This window comes from Pandoraea sp. NPDC090278, from assembly GCF_044772185.1.
GTDB lineage: Bacteria > Pseudomonadota > Gammaproteobacteria > Burkholderiales > Burkholderiaceae > Pandoraea.
Map to the genome: position 1 here is coordinate 1 of NZ_JBIVYJ010000001.1, position 20,669 is coordinate 20,669.

6 protein-coding genes are annotated in these 20,669 nt (G+C 65.5%); 4 read left to right on the top strand and 2 right to left on the bottom strand.

What is annotated here, in order from left to right; genetic code table 11:
* The first annotated feature begins 27 nt into the window (after positions 1 to 27).
* Complete coding sequence (locus ACIQWO_RS00005; protein WP_402817525.1) at positions 28 to 12,834, top strand: filamentous haemagglutinin family protein; 12,807 nt, start codon at positions 28 to 30, stop codon at positions 12,832 to 12,834.
* 89 nt (positions 12,835 to 12,923) lie between these two features.
* Here the strand turns inward: ACIQWO_RS00005 and ACIQWO_RS00010 are convergent, their stop codons facing one another.
* Both ACIQWO_RS00010 and ACIQWO_RS00015 read right to left on the bottom strand, forming a co-directional pair.
* Positions 12,924 to 14,252 (bottom strand): ATP-binding protein, encoded by a 1,329-nt coding sequence (locus ACIQWO_RS00010; RefSeq protein ID WP_402817528.1) that lies wholly within the window; start codon positions 14,250 to 14,252, stop codon positions 12,924 to 12,926.
* Positions 14,249 to 14,911, bottom strand: a complete 663-nt coding sequence (locus ACIQWO_RS00015; protein WP_150660336.1) for a response regulator — start codon at positions 14,909 to 14,911, stop codon at positions 14,249 to 14,251. The genes ACIQWO_RS00010 and ACIQWO_RS00015 overlap by 4 nt, the downstream gene beginning before the upstream one ends.
* Before the next feature lie 204 nt (positions 14,912 to 15,115).
* Here ACIQWO_RS00015 and ACIQWO_RS00020 point away from each other — a divergent pair, with 204 nt between their 5' ends.
* Genes ACIQWO_RS00020 through ACIQWO_RS00030 form a run of 3 tightly spaced genes read left to right on the top strand, consistent with a single transcriptional unit; the run spans position 15,116 to position 20,659 of the window.
* Positions 15,116 to 16,510, top strand: a complete 1,395-nt coding sequence (locus ACIQWO_RS00020) for a TolC family protein (protein WP_402817533.1) — start codon at positions 15,116 to 15,118, stop codon at positions 16,508 to 16,510.
* The gene (locus tag ACIQWO_RS00025) at positions 16,497 to 17,609 is read left to right on the top strand and encodes an efflux RND transporter periplasmic adaptor subunit (RefSeq protein ID WP_402817536.1); all 1,113 of its coding nucleotides are present in this window, start codon (positions 16,497 to 16,499) and stop codon (positions 17,607 to 17,609) included. Before ACIQWO_RS00020 ends, ACIQWO_RS00025 begins: the two co-directional genes overlap by 14 nt.
* Positions 17,609 to 20,659, top strand: coding sequence for an efflux RND transporter permease subunit (locus ACIQWO_RS00030; RefSeq protein WP_402817539.1), 3,051 nt, complete (start codon positions 17,609 to 17,611; stop codon positions 20,657 to 20,659). The genes ACIQWO_RS00025 and ACIQWO_RS00030 overlap by 1 nt, the downstream gene beginning before the upstream one ends.
* Positions 20,660 to 20,669: the final 10 nt, after the last annotated feature.

The following is a 20,669-nucleotide window of genomic DNA, read 5'->3' on the forward strand; positions in this document are numbered from 1 at the left end:
TTCACGCACACTGGAGCTACGGCCAATGTGGTCGTCGATGCTGGTGCGCGCATCAACACGCGCAAGCCGCAGTCGGTGACCGAAGGCGGCGGCTACGTGCTGCTGTTGGGACGCGAAGCGCATAACCGGGGCACGATCGTCACGCCCTCGGGCCAGACGGTGATCGCGGGCGGCGACGCGTTCGTCATCCGTCGCGGCATGGGCACGGACGGTAATCCGAATTCCAGCACGCGCGGCAACGAAGTCACGCCGAGCCTCCTCGCGGGATCGACGGCCGGGCGCGTCAGCAACGGCGGTTTGATTCAGGCCCCGCTGGGCGACATCTCGCTGGTGGGGCGTCAGGTCGAGCAAAGCGGCGTGCTGGTCACGACGACGTCCGTCAACACGCGCGGCACGATTCACCTGACGGCGAGTGGTGACACGAACGCGCTGGTGCGCGTGGCACCGGGCGCACTGAATGCCATCGTGCTCGATACGTCAGGCGACACGGCGCTCGACGTGCAGCGCTCCACGTTGCTTGCCGACACGGCGAAGGTGGCGGAATCGGGTCTGTACAACCGTCGCGATCAGTCGCTGGTGCAGATCGTCTCGTCGGGCGATGTCCTGCTCGACAGCGACACGCTCACGCTCGCGACCGGTGGACAGATCAACGTCGCCGCAACGCGACGCATGATTGCCATGGAACGCGCCAAACTTGACGTGTCGGGCGCGGTCGGTGTGCAAGTGGCGATGGCGGCCAACAATCTCGAAGTCAACATTCAGGGCAACGAGCAGCGCGACGCACCCACCAACCGCGACACCCAACGACTGAACAGTCTGACCGTCTTCATCGATCGTCGCTATCTGGTGCGCGTGCCGGCGGGCACGCAAGGCTACTCGACCGATCGCTGGTACACGTCGGGCGGCTTGCTGGAAGTCAGCGGCTATCTCAACACCGCGCAGCACGGCGTTGGCGAATGGGCCGCGCAGGGTGGCACGGTGCAATTGGGCGGCGCGCAAGTCGTCACGCGTGCCAGTTCGCTCATCAATCTGGCCGGTGGCACGCTCGACGTGCAGACGGGCATGATCCGGCAAAGCTGGTTGCGCGCAGAAGACGGCCAGTTCTATCGCGTCGACAACGCACCGGGCGACCTGCGCTACCTCGGCGTGTATCGCGGATTCGAAGTTGCCCACGCGCGCTGGGGCAAGAACACGACCGAGGCGTATGCCACGCCGTTCATCGCGCCGGGCGAGCGGCTGGAGAACGGCTACACCGTGGGGCGCGACGCCGGACGTCTGATCGTCTCCGGACAGTCGGCGGTGCTCGAAGGCGACGTCGATACCACCGTCTACCAAGGCTCGCGTCAGACGCAAGCAGCGGATCGGGGGCTGTATGACGGTTACCTGCAATCGCAACTCGCCGCGCCGCGTGGCGGGCAGTTGATCGTCGGCAAGCTCACGCCGTATTACGACGACACGTCGCTCACCTTGCGCGACAGTCCGAACGCCGTCGTGCGTACGATCGATGTCGGCGATATTCAGGCGTTGGCGGCGTCCATTGCGCTGGATGCCGACATCGATGCGCAACGCGCGGGGAAGATTTCGCTCGACGCCGGCTGGCTCAATCGGCAGCACTTCGGCGGCGTGAAATTGCTCGCGACCGAGCGCGTTGGCCTCTCCCGCGATCTGCGTGTGGCGGATGGCGGCGACATCGGCCTGCATGCGACGCGCGTAGACATCGACGCGAACCTCACCGCGCGAAGCGGCGCGATCAACGCCGGCAACATGCTGCGTCGCGTGAACGAGAATCAGGGCGGCGGGTTATGGCAAGACCTGCCGGTCGTCGACACCGCCAGAGTCGCGGGGACGCAATACGTGAAGGTCGCGAGCGGCGCAACGCTCGACGCGCGCGGGCTGTGGAGCCGGGCCATCGACGGTGAGGCGGGCGTTCACGGCATGCCGTATCTCGATGGCGGGTCCGTCGTGCTATCGAGCACGGGCGACGTGATCCTGTCCAAGGGCAGCGCTATCGACGTCTCGTCCGGGGCCGCGCTGCTGGCCAACGGCACGGTACGCGGCGGCAAGGGCGGCAGCGTGTCGTTGCTCGCGAGCCAGTACGACACGAACGGCACCCGCGTGGGCGCGTTGCATGTCGACGGCGACCTGCGCGCCTTCGGCGTCAACGGCGGCGGCACGCTCAAGATCGACACCGGTAACGGCGTGATCGTCGGTGCTCCGGGGCTGGTCAAAGACGGTTGGCTCGGCGTTGGCGAAACGTCGCCGGTCGCGCTCACGCTCTTGCAGGAGTACGTGATCAAAGCCGGCACGGTCATGTCGACGGACTTCGTGCAGACCGTCTCCACCGTGCGCGCCGGCGAAGTGCTGACGACGCAGCCGGTCTTCACCACGGCAGCACCCGGCGTGCTGTCGGCCCCCTGGACGGTGCCCGCCGGCGTGAACGGCACGGCTTACGTCGTCTACGATCAGTACGGGAACGCGTTCCGCTCAGGCGACGTCGTGCCCGTCGATCGCAAAATCTCCCGCGGCGAGGGGATGATTGCCAGCGGTTATGTCGTGCCTGCGAACGTGTTTCCGGCCGGTTGGACGGTAGTGGCTTACGACGTCGTCGCGAAGGCCGGGCAGCCGCTTCCGGCGGACGTTCGATTGGAAAAAGGCGCGACGATTCCGGCCGGTCTCTCGCTGGTCGATGCCGTGCGCGTTGCTTCCCCTACGTCGCTCGGCACCGGTCTCTTCTCCAGCGGCTTCGCCCGCTACGACGTAAAGGGACAACTGGGCTTGGTCGTCGCGGACAACGTGCGACTCGACGTCGCGATGCCGGTCCTCAACGTCGACATACAAGCTGCGCGTGACGCCCAAAGCGGCACCGATCCGCGACAGATGCTGTCCGTCTGGCTGCCGCCGGAATGGCAGGCCGACGCAGCGAAGGGCACTGTGTCGCAACGCGGCGGCGCGGACATTGCGCTGTCGGCGGGCGCGTCGTACAAACGCGCAGACTTGCGTCTGGGCAGCGGCTCGCAAATCTCGGTGGACGCCGGTCGCAGCATCACGCTTACCGGCAATCGTCAGATGACGTTGCTCGGCGGCCTGCATGCGGCGTCGGGCACCCTGAGCGTGCTGGCGGGCGAATTCCTCACCGAAGGCTCGAATCTGCCCGAAGGTCGTCTCACACCGACCTCCATGTGGATCGGCGAGAACGCCGTACTCGACGTGGCGGCGCGTCCGTTCGTGGCGCGCTCGGCTACCGGCACATACACCGGCAAGGTGGCCGAGGGCGGCACGATCCAGATGGGAGCGAAGTATGTGCCCGGTGCGACGAAGTTGGTCGGGGCCGACGCGTTCATCGTCGTGCGTCCGGGGGCGACGCTCGACGCTTCCGGCGCCGTCGCCGACATCGACCTGCCGGGGCTGGGCCGCACTCGCGTTGCCAGCAACGGCGGCGTGATCTCGCTGGCGTCCGGTCGCGGCCTGTATCTGGACGGCGACATGAAGGCCGAGGCTGGCGGCGCAGGTGCGGCGGGCGGCACGCTGAACGTGGCGCTGGACACGCCGCTTTACGGGCGCGTGGATCGCACCAGCCTCAAGGGTGCCAACGTCGACGATGCCGTACGCGTCGCGCGGGAAATGATCCTCGCGCAAACGCAAGGCCCGAGCGAATTGTCGGACGCATTGCTGCCCGGTCAGATGGGCGGGGCCGGAGGGCTGGTGCTCGGACGCGCGCGTATCGGCGTCGACCGCATCAAGGCCGGTGGCTTCGACAACCTGTCGCTGATGGCCAACGGCATGCTCGATTTCGCGGGGGACGTGAGCCTGTCGATGGGCCAGAGTCTGCGTATCGCGGCAAGCTCGCTGGGGCTGGCGAGTGGCGCGGCACCTGCCACGCGCGTGAAACTCGCCGCACCATACGTGCAAGTCGCGTCGGCGGGGGGCGGTCAGGACGACAACTTCATCCTGCCCAATCCGGTCAACGGTTCGAAGAACGGCGGGCGCGGCATCGGCGTGCTCGGTGTGCCCAAATTCGCCCCTGACGCTCGATTCGACATCGACGCGTCGCTCATCGATCTCACGGGCATGGTTCAGTTCGGCACCGCCGGGACCATCGAGACGAACAGCGGGACACCGGTCAAGGTGGAGCGTCTGGCGTTCGGCGACGTTGTGCTGCGCAGCGCTGGGGACATACGTCTGCTCGACAGGCAGGAACTCTACGTGCCGGGCGACCTGACGCTGGCCGCCGCGCAGATCTATCCGGCGGCGAACGCGAGCGGCAAGTTCGTGGTGGGCCAGTATAGGACGTCGAACGGCGCTATCGAACTCGACCCGAAGCGCGTACTGACGATCGCTCGCACGACCGAGGCGCTGCCCGAGCAGCCCTATTCTCTCTTCGGCAGTCTCATGCTGGTCGCGCCGACGATCCGTCAGGGCGGCGTGTTGCGCGCGCCGATGGGCACGATCACGGTCGGTAGTCAGTTTGGCGGGGAGGGCGTCGGCATGTTTCATCTGCTGCCCGGCAGCGTGACGTCGGTGAGCGCGAACGGTCTCGTGATGCCTTACGGCGGCTCGCTCGACGGGCTCAGCTACATGTACGCGGGCAACGACGTGCAGACCTTCTGGCCGGGCGGTGGCCCGTCCGTCATCGTCACCAGTCACGCCGTCGCGGTGGAAAAGGGGGCCGTGATCGATCTGTCGGGCGGCGGCGAGATTCGCGGCGCAGCGTTCCTGGCCGGACGTGGCGGCTCCGTCGACGTTCGCCTCTCGCCGCTCATGCAAGTCGTGCAGACCGGCAACAAGGGAAGTTTCCGTTTGCCCGCGCTGTCGACCAATCCGGTCTACGCCATCGTGCCGGGGGCGCAACCGGCCTACGCCCCGGTGCTCGGCGAGCGCGGTGCTGGTGCCCCGTTCATCGGCCAGCGGATCACGATCGGCGCCGGTGTGCCCGGATTGCCTGCGGGCACCTACACATTGCTGCCGTCGACGTTTGCCCTGCTGCCGGGCGCGTTCCGCGTCGAATTGCAGACGCAGGCCACCGTCGACGCTTCGCTCGGTCCGGTCGCCATGCGCAACGGTTCGCTCACCGCACCGGTGACCCTGAGCGTAAACAACACCGGCATTCGCAATGCCGCGCCGACGCAAGCCGTGCTGAGCCCGGCGAGCGTGCTGCGCACATATGCGCAGTACAACGAAATGAGCTACGCGGACTATGTCCGTGCGAGCTCGGCGCGCAATGGCGTGTCTCGCTCGCTTGTCGAAGCCGATGCTAAGCGGCTGGATCTGAAATTCCTGAGCGACAGAGAGGCGGGCAAGGTGGTCGATGTACCCGCGTTGCGCTTCGACGGACTGATGGCGGGCGCCGCAGCCAAGGACGGTTACGGCAGCAGTCTGCTGATTTCCTCGCACGGTGAGCGCGTGGAGATTCTCGGGCCACGCGCGACGCCGACCGTGGGCGACCGGACGCTCATCTCACTCAACGCCGCCGATTTGAACGCCGTCGGTGCGGCGCGTATCGGGATCGGCGGGTTGCCGGAGGCGACGACGAGCGCCAGCAGCCTGCTGGCGTCGGCCATGAGGGCGTCGATCAACGGTGCACTCAAGTATGTGGTGCTACGCGGCGGCGCGATGCTGCGCGCCAGCGAAGTCTTCATTTCGTCGAATTCGCCGCAGGACGGCATTCGTATCGAGCAGGGTAGCGGCATCAGCACGCTCGGCTACGGCAAGCCGATGTGGGATTCCACGCTCGGCTATGTCTACGCGCCCGGCTCGAAGGCCGTACTGGCCGTCTCCAATGGTCGATTGACGATGTTGGCACCCGAGGCGGGCAGTCCGACCGAGGGGGCGGGCGCCATCGATCTGGGCGTGTGCGCGCCGGGCGCGACCTGTTCGGGCGAGACGCTGCTACTCTCCGAAGGCAGCATCGCCGTGTCGACGGACAAACGTTTCACGATCACCGATGCGGTGCGCTACGGCGCGCGTCAGTTGGCGCTGACGGTCGGCCGGGTGAACGTCGGCAGTCAGGTGTCGCTCGACGCACTCGCCGCCAAGGGACGACTAGCCGACGGGCTGACGCTCGACCAATCCATGCTTGGCCGCCTGCTGCGTGGCGATACCGCGTACGGCACGCCCGCGCTCGAGAGTCTGTCGCTCGTCGCGCGCGACTCGATCAACTTCTTCGATTCCGTCGAACTCTCGACCCTCGACCCGGCAACGGGCAAGTCGCGCATCGACACGCTCGTGCTCGGCACACCGGCCATCTTCGGCTATGGCTCGGCCGACGCACTCGCGCGCATCCGTACCGATCGCCTCGTATGGAGCGGTTCGAAGTCCCCGGCCGGTGCGGTGACGGCCGACGGCGCGGGCACCGGCAGCGGGCGCTTCGTCATCGACGCGAAGGAGATCGTGCTCGGCTACGGGCCCGCCACGCAGCCGGACAGCAACAACGACCAGAACCGGATGGCGCTCGGGTTCTCCACGGTGAATCTGAACGCCAGCGAGCGCGTGAGCGCCAATTACAAGGGCGGTCTGTCCGTCTACCGGTCGCAGCAAGGCTGGAATGCGCAGACGAAGGATTACGACTACAGCGGCGGCGACCTCGTCATCGATACGCCGCTGCTCACAGGCGCTGCCGGTTCGACGAGCCGCTACACGACCGGGGGTAACCTGACGGTGACCAACGCCAGTGCCCGTGCCAAACCGGTGCTGACCAATGCCGACTTCGTGGGGGCTTTGGGCGCGGACGTCTCCCTCAAGGCCGGTGGCACGGTGAACCTCGACACCGGTGTGGTGCTGCCGAGCGGTCGCCTGAGCGTGGCGGCGCAGGGCGAGGTGACGCTGGGCGATAACGCGCAACTGGATCTCGCAGGTCGCAAGCTCGATTTCTTCGACGTGAGCAAGTACAGCTGGGGCGGCGACGTCCTGCTGTCGAGCGCCAACGGCAACGTGCGTCAGGCGGCTGGATCGCGCATCGATCTGTCGGCGATGGAAAACCGTGCGGGCAAGCTGTCGGTGGTGGCGCTGGGCGCCTCGGGTGGCAACGTTTCGCTGCTGGGCAAACTGCTGGGCAGCGCGACCGGCCAGTACGATGCGGGCGGCACGCTCGTGCCGTTCTCCGCCGGGGGGATCGATGTGCGCGCGCAACGCATCGACGATTTCACGGCACTCAATGCGCGCCTGACCGACGGCGGCGTGTTCGGCAGCCGCAGCTTCCAGATCAAACAAGGCGATCTCGTCGTCGGCGACGAACTCAGGGCGCGCGAGATCACGCTTTCGGTCGACGGCGGACATCTCGAAGTCCGGGGCCGCGTGGACGCCAGCGGCGATCAGGTGGGGACGATTCGCCTGTCGGCGCGCGATGGCGTGAGCGTGAGCGGCGCAGCCGTGCTGGATGCGCACGGCAAGGTCGCTCGTCGCGACAGCTATGGTCAGATCATCGAAGCGGCGAATCGCGCCGTCATCGAAATCAACGGCAACGAAGGGCGCGTGGTGCTCGCAGACGGCGCACGTCTCGATGTGCGGGGTGGCACGAACGGTACGTCGCTCAACGTTGGCACGCTGGAGATCAGCGCCAAACGTCTCGGTGCCGGAGGTGGTGCGACGGACAACGATATTGCCATCGACGCCGGCGGCAATGTGGTGATCGACGGCGCGCGCGCCATCACCGTCAACGGGATGTATCGCGATCTGGATGCCCCGACGGGCACCGATACGGCGGTCGATGGCCGCACCTATCAGGTCGTCAATCAGGCGTACCTCGACGCACTCCACGCGAAGAACGAAACGTTTATGACGAACGCGCTCGCCAACGGGGCAATGCTCGCACGGCTGGCGGGGCTGCGTCGCTATACGGACGCGTTCCATCTGCGTCCGGGCGTTGAGATCATGAGCAAGACGCCGGACGGCGACATCCATCTCGACGGCGACATCGACCTGTCTCGCTATCGCTACGCGAGTCTGAACCCGCATACGCAGAAGACAGGCGTGTACGGCAGCGGGGAGGCGGGCGCGTTGACGATTCGGGCGGGGGGCGACCTGAAGGTTTATGGCAGCGTGAGCGACGGCTTCGACACCACCCGTCTTACGCCGGGCACGGACAGCAAGGGCTGGGTGCTCACGAGCGGCCTGGCCGGTTGGGGTGGAGATGCGGTCGTGCCGGTGGGCGGGCTGGTGACGCTGACCGCAGGGACGGCATTCCCGGTCGGGCGCGCACTCAACTACGACATCCCCGTACAGGCGACGACACTGCCGGTCGGCCTGCGCTTACCGACGCGCGTCTCGCTCACAGGCACGCTGACGTTGCCGGCCGGCACGGTCCTTGGCGGCGCGGTGCGCGACGCCGCAGGCAACGTGATCTACGCCGCAGGTGCCGTATTGCCGTCTGCCGTGACGCTGCGCAGCGCAACGCAACTCGACGCCGGTAACGTGCTGCCTGCTGCGACTGCCGTAGCGGCGCTCACGTGGCCCGCCGGTGCCATCGTGCCGGTAAAGCTGGTGCTCGCGAACGCCGTGGATCTGCGCAAGGGCGCGATCATTCCTGCGGAAACGGATGTGAAGTTGCCGGGCGGCGCGACGGTCGTCAAACTGCGCCCGGCGGACGCGGACGGCGTGCAGGGCAACTTGCTCGCGATCGCACCGATGCTCGCGCCGGGTTCGGCGTCATGGTCGATGCGATTCGTGGCGGGAGCCGACACGACAGCGGCCGATCCGCGCGCATTGCAGCCCGACAGCAAGCGTGGGCATCTGGTGCTTTCCGACACGCACTACGGCATGGGGGAAGAGCGGGTCAAGGTGCCGGGCAGCGGGTCGCCGGGCGTCTTCAGATGGGGCGACTACGGCGACTGGTACGGCGGCATTCCCGGCGAGATCGTGACGCAGGCCGAGCTGGAAATGCTGGGCATTGTGGAAGACGGCGACATCGACGGCATCAACGGCGGCTACGACGTGATTCGTCTCGTCACGCCAGGCACGCCGCCGACGTACACCTTCAATTCGCTGCCGGCACGCGAACCGGCGTTCAGCGTGTTGCGTACCGGGACCGGCGATCTCGATATGCTCGCGGCGGGCAACTTCACGATGAATTCGCCGTTCGGCGTCTACACCGCAGGCACGCAAGCCGCCAACGTCACGGGGGCGTACAACCTCGCTCGCGGCAAAGTGAAGGGCGCGAACGTGCTCGGTGCCGACGGCGCGACGTTTGAGAAATACGTCGACGGCAAGACAGACAGTCTTTACGGCGCGTGGTATCCGGAGCATGGCGGTAACCTGTTCGTGCGCGCGGGCGGCGACATTCGCGGCGACATCGCGGCGGACGGCACGGGCTTTCGTCGCACGACGAGCTTCGGGATGCCGCGCGCAGCGGCCGACATGTCGAACGTGGGCAATTGGCTCTGGCGACAGGGCTCCGGTTCGGCGATTGCCGACGGCGGCGTGCCGGGCGCGTGGTGGATCAACTTCGGGACCTACACCGTGGGTCCGTCCGAAGGTTACGACGCATTCGCCAAGATGCCGTATCTGGTCGGCTTCACCGGGCTGGGTACGCTCGGCGGCGGCAATCTCGTCATGGAGGCCGGTGGCAACGCGGGGATGCTTGAATCACGCATGGGCCCGAGCAATTCGGATGCGACGAAAGTCTTTGCACGTAGTCAGGGCGTGAACGTCGCGGTGGCCAGTACGGGACGTGTGTCTGCCGACGGGTCGCAGATCGTGCTGACAGGCGGCGGCGATCTGGACATTCGCATCGGCGGCGGACTCAACCCGGTGCGAGACGTGCGCGCGATCGCACCCGCCAACAACGAGATCAGCGAGTCGACGGCGTGGCGCAATGCCAATCTGTCCCTCTACGGCACCTTTACGAACCTGCGCGGCGCAACGCGCGTAGAAGCCGGGGCTCTGGGTGGCAGCGGTGCTGTTGCAGGCGGAGCCGATCTGCGTGAGTCGCGTGCGACGAGCCCGTTCGTGGTGTCGGGCGGCATGGCCAGCGGTGGCCCGACGCTTGTGCTCGGGGATTCGGGGGCGCGCGTCGAAACCCGTGGCGACCTCGTCATCGGCGGCTATGGCGACGCGACCCGCACGAAGCAGAGCAACAACGGCACACCGTTCTCGGTGGGCGGCGTGGATTACAGCGGCGAGGGTTTCAGTTGGTTCACGCTGTGGACCCCTTCGACCGCCATCGATCTCTTCAGCGCCGGGGGCAGCGTGGCACCGCTCACCGCCATCGCCGATCGCACCCGTGTGGGGGGCAACCATTCACCGACCGACGGCCGCTTCGTACTGCCCGCTACGCTGCGCGTGACGGCGGGCGCGGGCAACATCTTCAACGGCCCCGCCGCGACTGACAGCTTCTTCGCGAACGGCGCACAGACAACGGCAGATACACCGATGCTGCTCGCGCCCGAGCCGGTCAGCAGTTTGTTCAAGGTGAGCAGCGACGGTGGGGCGCTCGAAATGCTCGCGGGGCAATCGATGTTCGGCGGCGGGTTCCCGATGAGCCGCTCGGCGGCCGATCCGCGCGCGTTGCCCACGCCGCAATCGCCTGCGTTTGCCGGGGGTGTGGCCGATATCCCAGGCAATCGTTCGTATCTCACGAACGTGCGTCAGGACGCGCTCGCGCCCGATCTTTTCTACTACTACGGCGCCTCTGGTGCCAACGTGTTCCCCATGTTCAGCCTGACGCCGGCCACCGTTTCGGGCTATGACGTCGGCCATGTGTCGCCGGCACGCTTCTACGCGGTAGCAGGCGACATCGTGGGCCTTCAGACGGGCGGCATCAACTACCGGGCGTCGTTGTCCCCGAAGCAGGGGCTGGAGGCCACGTGGTACGAGGGCAACGGGGCGGTGGCGATCCGTGCGGGACGCGACATCGTGAATTCCGGCACGCCGCTCGGCACGTATCTGGTCTCCAACAGCGACTTTGCTGGCTGGTCGATGACGCGCGACCCGCTCGATCCATCCAAGCCGGGCACGCCGAGCCGGCGCAATGGTGTGGTGACGCAAGGCAACGTGATTGTTCACAACCGCGCCGACGACGTCTCCGTGGTCTCCGCCGGACGCGACGTGCGCTACAGCACGTTCTACGTCATCGGGCCGGGCGCGCTGGAGGTGACGGCGGGACGTGACGTGTTCATGGGCGACACGGCGGAGTTGCGCAGCCTCGGTGGGGTCGTCAACGTTAAACCCGGCGACCGAAGCAATGGCGCTGCGATTGCGGTCGCGGCGGGCGTCGGTCCGAAGGGGCTCGACGGTGTCGACTTCAAGGCCTTCGCCGCACGCTATCTCGACGCGGCCAATCTGGCCGATCCCGGCCGCACGCTGTCGGATCAACCGGGCAAGGCCGTGGTCGTCTACGGTGGCGAACTCACGCTCGTGGGGTGGCTGCAACAGGAGTTCGGTTATCGCGGCGACGCAGCCGGTGCCGACGCCTTCCTCGTGAGCAAGCAGGCCGAGCTGAACGCTGCCAACGCCGCCAACACGGCGAGTCAGGCGGGCGGTGGCGCGGCAAAGCGCGACCTGCGCAACGAGTACGCGCAGCAGAGCCAGCTGCATCTCGTGAACTGGCTGACGACGCGCTACGGTGGGCCAAACAACGCAGGGTTGCATTTCGATGCGACGTCCATGAACGCGCGTCAGTTCTTCGACGCGCTCGCGCCTGAGCAACAACGCACGTATCTGCGCGACGTGTACTTTGCGGAGCTGCGGGCGTCCGGGCGCGAGTACAACGAGACTGGCGGCGCGCGTGCGGGCAGTTATCTGCGCGGACGCGAAGCCATCGCCACGCTGTTCCCAACGCACGACGCCGCCGGAAACCCGCTGACATACGAGGGCAGCGTCACGATGTACAGCAGCGCGAAGTATTACCTGCAAAACCTGAATCGCGAGGCGACAGTGCGTCCGCTGCCGGGCGTTCAGTATCTGACGCAGGCCCAATGGATTGCCCGTGGCAGCCCGCAATACGACGTGCCGCATTACGAAGTGCAGGACGCTGGGATTCACACGGACTTCGGTGGCGGGATCAGCATCGTCACGCCGGGCGGACGAACGCTGGTCGGCGTGGACGGTGGTTTCGTACCGGGCGACGGCTCGGGGGTGCTCACGCAGGGACGCGGTAACGTCGATCTGTATTCGCGAGACAGCATTCTGCTCGGACAGAGCCGTATCTTCACGACGTTCGGCGGCAATGTGCTGGCGTGGTCGGCGCAGGGCGACATCAACGCCGGGCGCGGTTCGAAGTCGACGGTGGTCTACACGCCGCAGCGTCGCGTGTACGACGAAATGGGCATGGTTTCGCTGTCGCCGACGACACCGAACACCGGAGCCGGTATCGCAACGCTCAACCCGATTCCGGAGATTCCGCCGGGCGACATCGACCTGATCGCGCCGCTCGGCACGATCGATGCGGGCGAAGCGGGCATTCGCGTGTCCGGCAACGTCAACATCGCGGCACTGCGCGTACTGAACGCCGACAACATTCAGGTGCAGGGTAAGTCGGTGGGCATTCCGACCATCGCAGCGGTGAATGTGGGAGCGTTGACGAACGCGAGTGCGACGGCCGCGCAGGCGGCTGCGGCAGCGCAGGATGCTGTGTCACGCGACCGGGCCAGCCAGCGGGCCGGCCAGTCGTCGATCTTCACGGTGCGGATGCTGGGGGCGTCGGTACAGGGCACGCACGGAGAGGCGGAAGGCAAGCCGTCGGCGGCCAACGGCGACGCGGCGCGCTACGGTGCAGGCTATCGGTACGATGCATCAAGCCCCGTGCAGATTCTCGGCATGGGCGGCAAGGTCGATCCTGCACTTTGGCGCAGCCTGAGCGACGCGGAGCGTAAGCGGATGCAACCGGCGGCGCAGAGTCACTGAGGCAAGATGCCGTTCGATGGGACGGGGCCGGTGGCGATTGCCGTCGGCTCCTTTTTAGATTTCATTTGGGACGTCGACCGGCCAACCGCTCAAGCGTTAGCCGACGACAACGGCGCCACGCGCGCGATCAGGCCCGTCCGGTCGGTTCGATTCTCCAGCACCAGTCGTGCACGATGACGCTCGGCGACCCGGCTGACAATCGACAGTCCCAAGCCGCTGCCTTGCCCGACGGCCTCGTCACCGCGATAGAACCGTGTGGTGACCTTCTCAAGTTCATTCGCGGCGACACCGGGTCCGGTATCGATCACTTCCAGTGTCACGCCATTGTTATCGCTCGACAGCCGCACGTCGACCGCACCGCCTTGCGGCGTATGGCGCAGGGCGTTGTCGACGAGATTCGCCAGCAGCATGGTGAGGCTGGTGCTGTCGCCGTGGATGTGAAGCGGGCCGTCCGACCCGACCAGCCCGAGATCGACGTTACGACTCTCTGCGATGAAGGAGTAATCGGCCACGACATGTTCCGCGATAGCCCGAACATCGACAACGTTCCGGATGTCGATCTGGTCGGCGTCTGCCCGGGCAAGGTCGAGCAACTGCTGCACAAGATGAATCAGTCGATTGAGCCTGCCCTCCAGCTTTGCGACGACGGTCGGGTTGGCGCCTAAGGCGCCCTGAAGGTTGGCGTGCTGCAATTGGAGCTTGAGCGCGGCCAGCGGCGAACGAAGTTCGTGGGCGGCGTTGGCGATGAAGACACGCTGTGCCGACGCTGCCTGATCCAGCCGCGCCAGCAGATCGTTCAGCGAATCGACCAGCGAGGCAATTTCACTCGGAATGGCTTGCTCGAAGTGCAACGGCGAAAGCGACTCGTACGAGCGCTGCGCAACGGAGCGAGAGATCGCCGAAATCGGTTGCAGTCCTTTGGAGACGACCCAGAGGACGAACAGCACGATGACCGGCACGAGCATCCAGAGCGGGGCAATGATGCGAAGCGCCATGCCGACGGCCAACGTATCGCGCACCGCAATCGGCTGCGCGACCTGAACGTATCGGTCGGGAAGCTGGATGCCGTACGTGCGCCAGTGCGTCTCGTCCCATTCCTTTTCGTGGAATCCCGGTGTCAGACGCGGCATCGATAAGGCGGCTTCGTTGTGGTACTGCGGCTTGTTATCGCTGTCCCAGCGTTGTATTAGCAGGCGATCCTCGGCAAGGCCGCCCCAGTCGGCGCTGTCCGGCGACTTCGGCATCTCGCCATCTGCCGACGTGACCGGCAGCGATAGCGCAACCGTGCGCAACTCGTAGTCGAACAGTTCTGCGGCCTCGTTCCGGGCCGTGCGATACAGCGCGTATCCTGCGACTAGCGCAAGCAGGACCAGCCCGGCCACCAGCCAGACGATCAGTCGCCAGCGGATCGATTTCATTGGGTTTGTGCCATGCGATATCCCACGCCGCGAACGGTGACGATGCGCTGCGCGCCGATCTTTCGCCGCAAGCCATGAACGTGCACCTCGATGGTATTGCTGCCGACTTCCTCTCCCCAGCCATAGAGCTTCTCTTCAAGCTCACGCCGGGTGAAGACGTGCGTCGGCGTTTCCATCAGCGCGGAGAGCAACGCGAATTCGCGGGGGAGAAGGTCGACCGCCTGCCCATCGAGCGACACCGTGTGGGCGGAAGGGTCCAGCGTCAGCGTGCCATGCACGTAGAGCGGTGCGGCCTGCCCGACTCTGCGACGACCCAGCGCTCTGACCCGGGCGGCCAGCTCGTCCAGTTCGAACGGTTTGACCAGATAGTCGTCGGCACCGGCATCCAGCCCCTGCACGCGATCCGTAAGGGCGTCGCGGGCCGTGAGAATCAGGACGGGAGACGTGCCACCCGCCTTGCGATAGCGTTTCAGGACTTCGATACCGTCCTGTTTCGGCAGCCCCAGATCGAGCAGCACCAGCTCGTAGACGGCGTTGCCCAACGACAATTCCGCTGCGCGCCCATCGGAGGCCCAGTCCACGGCATGGCCTTCGCTACGCATGGCGTCCTGCACCGTTTCGGCGATCATCGGGTCGTCTTCGACCAGCAGTAGTCTCATCCCGTAGTTCCCCCAAACGCCCACATGCCGCGCATCGATAAACAGGCATTCTGCCACCGCTTTCCTTAGGAGATGCTTAACCGGCAGTGGTCGTGCCGTCCACCGTCAATGCGCCCGCTTGTATGGCTTGCTTAAGCAGTTCTTAAGGCACCGCTTTCTAGAATCGGCCCCAACGTCACCACTCCTTGCCGTTGGAGGCCCAGATTGCTATCCAGACCCTGTCGTATCGTCGCTGGTTCGACGCTCCTGAGCGCTGTACTGCTCGGCGGCTGCACGATGTATCACTCGGTGCCTCTGCCGACGCAGCCGGACGCCCCGTCGAGCGTCAGCCGCATTCCCATCGATGCCGCAACGTTGCGCTTTCCCGCGCTGGCGGCGCACCACTTCGATCCGTCGGACGGTCTGGACAGTGTCGAGGTGGCCATGCTCGCGGTCTCGAACAATCCCGACCTGAAGCTGGCGCGCGACGACCTGGGGATTGCACATGCCCAGTCTTACGCCGCCGGGTTGCTGCCGGATCCGCAGGTGGGGATATCGAGCGATTACGTGACCCCGGGGGGCAGTAATGCGACGCGCGCGTTCAACTACGGCATCACGATGGATCTGATGGCGATTGCCTCGATTCCCGGGGCGAAAGCCGTGGCGGAACACAACGTCGGCAAGCTCGACCTCGGATTGCTCTGGCAAGAGCAGCAAATCATCGCTCAGGCACGCCGTTTGTTCGCGAAGGTTCGCATGCAGGACGAACTGCTCCCGTTGGCGCGTCAGGCAAGTGAGCTGGCGCAGGCACGCTATGACACCTATCGGGCGGCGGTCAGCGCAGGCAATCTGACCTCGGATAACGTCAGCGCAGCACTGACCTCCGCACAGGATACCCACAAGCAATACACCGACTTGCAGCATGCGGATCTTCAGGCGCATGCCGATCTCAACGCGTTGCTCGGTTTGTCGCCGGAGACGGAACTCACGCTCATCGGCGGTGCGCGCGATGTTGCGGCGTCCGACGTAGCACTGGATGAGGCCGTCGGTCATCTCGCACAACGTCGCGCCGATTTGCTGGCGCTGGCACAAGGTTATGCGGCGCAGGACGCCCAATACCGGCAAGCCATCCTCAAGCAGTTCCCGAGTCTGACGGTTGGTTTTGTCAGAGCGCGCGACACCTCGAACGTCTACACCTCGGGCTTTCAGATCAATCTGAGCCTGCCCATCTTCAATCGCAATCAGGGCAACGTCGCCATCGAATCCGCGACGCGCAACCGGTTGCACGACGAATACCAGATTCGTCTGAATCAGGCCTACGCCGATATCGCCCGGTTGCGCGCGGATCGCACGATCTCGCGTGCGCAGCTTCGCGACGTCGAAAGCGTGCTTCCCGGTCTGTCGCAAGTGAGCACCGACGCAACCCGCGAGTTTCAAGCCCGCAATCTCACGCTCACTGCCTACACCGACAGCCGTCTGGCGTGGTTGGCAAAGTCCATCGAGGCGTTGTCGCTGCGTGAGACCGTCGAAGAGCAGGACATCACCATCGAAACGTTGGCCGGGCTGGCCATGGTGTCCGAAAGCACCCCGTCCAAGGAATCCAATCATGAACAGAAATAATCAAGCGGCCGCACGCCGATGGGCCAGTGCACGCCCGCAAATTCTCTCGCTGGGGCAGGCCGTTGTACTCGGTCTTGGCTGTCTGCTCGCCTCGTTTAGCGGCAGCGCAGCGGCGGATGCCTCCACCGTCTCGGTGACGGCGTTACCCGTGCGGCAAGCGGTGATTGCGCAACCGGTCAGCGCGTACGGTGCGGTGTCGGCGTCCGGCGCGGCGGTCCAGTCAGTTACGTTGCCTTATACGGTGCGGATTGCGGCGCTGCGCGTCGCGCCCGGTCAGCGGGTCGCCAAGGGCACACCGCTGATGGACGTGGTGGCGGACGCTGCCGCCACCCTCGCGCGCGATCAGGCGAGTACGGCGTTGGCAGCGGCTCGACGGGATTTGGCGCACACGCGCGCGCTCTACGACACTCATCTGGCAACGCAGTCGCAACTCGATGCGGCGCAAAAATCGCTGGATGACGCCGTGCAGGCCGAGGCGGTTCAACAGCGTGTCGGCGCGACGAATGGGACGCAAACGCTGCGCGCGCCCTTTGACGGCGTGGTCGTTCAATTGAATGCAGGGCAGGGCGATCAGGTCGCAAGCGGTGCACCGCTCGGCCTTCTGGCGCGCGACGCGCAGCATGCACAGGTGCCGAACCTTGTCCTGAACGTCGAGCCGTCTCTCGTGGCCAGCATCCACCCAGGAGATGTGGTCGAGGTCCGGCCGGTGTCGGCCAACCTGACGGGGGGTGTTGTTTCCGGACGCGTCGCCACCATCGGTGCCGCCATCGATCCGGTCACGCAAGCCGTGGTTGTGACAGCCTATGTGCCCGCGAGCCCGGGCCTGATTCCCGGTACACGCGTGAGCGCATCGATCCAGACGCGCCCGGCGCAGCACTGGGTCGTGCCTCGCAGCGCCGTGCTTCGCGACAAGGACGGCGCGTATCTCTTCCAGATCGACGGCTTGCACCGTGCGCACCGAATCGCGGTGCGTCCGGAGGTCGATGCCGGGGAGAAGTACGGTGTCGACGGCGATCTGCTCAAAGGGGCGCCGGTCGTCGTGGCAGGCAACTATGAGCTGACCGAAGGCATGACGGTGACCGTCGCAGGAGACCACTAATGAGCTTCGTGCAATGGATGCAGGCGCACCGGCGCTCGTTGCTGTTCGTCGTGTCGATGATCGCGATTGCGGGCGCACTCATGTCGACGCAGTTGCCGATTTCGCTGTTTCCGGACGTGGCGTTCCCGCGCGTCGTCGTCTCGCTGGACGCGGGTGATCGCCCGGCCGAGCAAATGGCGACACTCGTCACCATGCCGGTCGAAGAGGCGTTGCATCGTGCGCCGAACGTGCGCGGCGTGACGTCCCGAACGAGTCGTGGCAGCGCCGAGATTGCGGTGAACTTCGATTGGGGCACCGATATGGCGTTGGCCACGCTTCAGATTCAGTCGGCCATCGCAGAGACGTTGCCCTCGCTACCGCCTGGAACGTCGACGCGGGTCCGGCGCATGGACCCGACGGTGTTCCCCGTCATCGCCTATAGCCTGACAAGTGCGAAGCGGTCCCCTTCGGAGCTTTACAACCTTGCCCAGTATCAGTTGCGTCCGTTGTTGTCGGCCGTGGCCGGGGTGGCGAGAGTGGAGGCTGCGGGCGGCGCGCAAGACGAGCTTGAAGTCACTGTCGACCCGCTTCGACTCGCCGCCTACAAGCTGGCGATTGGCGATGTGGTCAAGGCGGTCGGGGCAAGCAACGTGTTGCTCGCGAGCGGTCGCCTCGAAGATCACGACAAGCTCTATCTGGCCATCGCGCATGCGTCGCTGACGTCACCGGAGACGCTTGCCGGGGTGGTCGTGGCGAACACGCCAGGCGGACCGGTCCATTTGTCGGACGTCGCTAACATCGCGCAGGGGACGGTGCCGCAATGGCTGCGCGTCACCGCCAATGGCCGCGACGCTGTGCTGCTCAACATCTATCAGCAGCCTGGCGCCAACAGCGTGGCGATTGCACGCGACGTTCAGGCAAAGCTGGCGGACTTCAAGGCGCAGTTGCCGTCGGATGTGAAGCTCTCCAACTGGTACGACCAAAGCGAGCTTGTCATCGCGTCTGCGGCCAGCGTTCGCGACGCCATGCTCATCGGTGTGGTGCTGGCCGCCTTCACGTTGCTGCTGTTTCTGCGGAACTGGAAAATCACCGCCATCGCGGTCGCGCAGGTGCCTGTGGTGATGGCGGCAACGTTTCTGGTGCTCCATCTGTTCGGCATGGGACTCAACATCATGACGCTGGGCGGCATGGCGGCGGCCGTCGGTCTGATCATCGACGACGCCATCGTGATGATCGAGCACATCGTGCGGCGCATGCACGAGCATGGCGCAGAGAAGTTTCACGGCCGGGTCATGGCGGCGGCGCTTGAGTTCACGCGACCGCTTGCCGGTTCGTCGGCCGCCACACTCATCATCTTTGTGCCGCTGGCTTTTCTGACTGGCGTCACCGGCGCGTTCTTCAAGGCGCTTTCCGTCACGATGGCGAGCGCGCTCTTCGTGTCGTTCTGTGTGACATGGCTGGCGATCCCGCTGCTTTGCGATCACTGGTTGACGGCAAAGGACGCGCATGCGGACAGCAGCGGAAAGATTGCGCGATGGGTCGACGCCCGCTACACCCGTGTCGTCAAGGGGTTGACGCTGCGCCCGTCGCGCATGCTGCTCGGGATTATCCCGCTCGCGGCGGCTGCCGCATTCGCGTTCACACAAGTCGGCAGCGGCTTCATGCCGAGCATGGACGAGGGGGGCTTCGTGCTGGACTATCACACGGCCCCGGGCACATCGGTGACCGAAAGCGATCGACTGGTGCGCCAGATCGAGCAGATCGTTCAGTCCAACCCGAACGTGCAGACGTACTCGCGACGCACGGGGACTGGGCTGGGCGGCGGTCTGGGCGAGCCGAATCGAGGGGACTTCTTCGTGCGGTTGAAGTCCAGCGGCAGGCAACCGATCGATACCGTCATGAACGACATTCGCACGCAAGTGGAAGCGAAGGTGCCCGGCGTGAGCGTTGAGTTTGCGCAATTGATGGAGGATCTCATCGTCGATCTGACGGCGGTGCCTCAACCGGTGCAAATCAAGATCTACGGTGACGATCAGGCGGTGCTGGAGGCAACGGCGCGCAAGGTCGCAGGGGCCCTCGCGCACGTGTCGGGCGTCGTCGACGTCAATGACGGGATCAATCCCGCCGGTGACGCGCTCGACATCCAGATCCAGCCCGACGCGGCGGCGGCGCAGGGCGTTGATCCGCAATGGGTGGCCCAACAGGTTTCGGATCTGCTGGCAGGCAATGTGGCGACAACCTATCAGGTCGGCGTCAAAGCCATGGGGATTCGCGTCCAGTTGGCCGGTGCGAAGGCGTTGACCGATACCGGACTTGCGCAACTGTTGCTGCGCGCCCCCGACGGTCATCTGTTTCCGTTGGACCGCGTGGCCAAACTTGTCCCGGTCACCGGGCAGCCCGAAATCGAACGGGACAACCTGAAGCCGATGGTGGCGGTCACGGCCCGCATTAGCGGGCGAGATCTCGGCTCGGTGATCGGCGATGTGAAGCAGATGCTCGGCTCGCAGCCGTTGTTACCGAAGGGGACTTACTACGCGCTGGGCGGGCTTTACGAGCAGCAGCAAATCGCGTTTCACGGTCTGATGGTCGTGTTCGGGGCGGCCGTCGCCCTGGTCTTTGCGCTGTTGCTGTTCCTCTATGAGCGCTTTCGTGTGGCGGCCGCTGTGCTGGCGATGCCGATGCTCGCCGCAGGCGCGGTATTCGTCGGCTTATGGGCGACCGGCATCGAGTTGAACATCACGGCGATGATGGGGATGACGATGATCATCGGCATCGTGACGGAGGTGGCGATCTTCTATGTATCGGAACTGCAAAGCCTGACGCGGGAGGGCATGCCGCTGGAAGAGGCGCTGGTTGTCGCCGGGCAGAATCGACTTCGGCCCATTGCGATGACGACGTTGGCGGCGATTCTTGCTCTGCTGCCGCTGGCGTTTGCCATCGGACAAGGCTCCGCCATGCAACAGCCTTTGGCGGTGGCCATCATCGCGGGCCTTATCGTTCAGATGCCGTTGGTCCTTCTGGCGCTCCCCGCGCTGCTCAAGGCCGTACTTCGTCCTAAATCGGTCGAATAAGACTGTGGTA

Coding starts and splice junctions, on each gene's coding strand:
- ACIQWO_RS00010 (WP_402817528.1), bottom strand. CDS start 14,252: ATGAAATCGATCCGCTGGCGACTGATCGTCTGGCTGGTGGCCGGGCTG.
- ACIQWO_RS00015 (WP_150660336.1), bottom strand. CDS start 14,911: ATGAGACTACTGCTGGTCGAAGACGACCCGATGATCGCCGAAACGGTG.
- ACIQWO_RS00025 (WP_402817536.1), top strand. CDS start 16,497: ATGAACAGAAATAATCAAGCGGCCGCACGCCGATGGGCCAGTGCACGC.
- ACIQWO_RS00030 (WP_402817539.1), top strand. CDS start 17,609: ATGAGCTTCGTGCAATGGATGCAGGCGCACCGGCGCTCGTTGCTGTTC.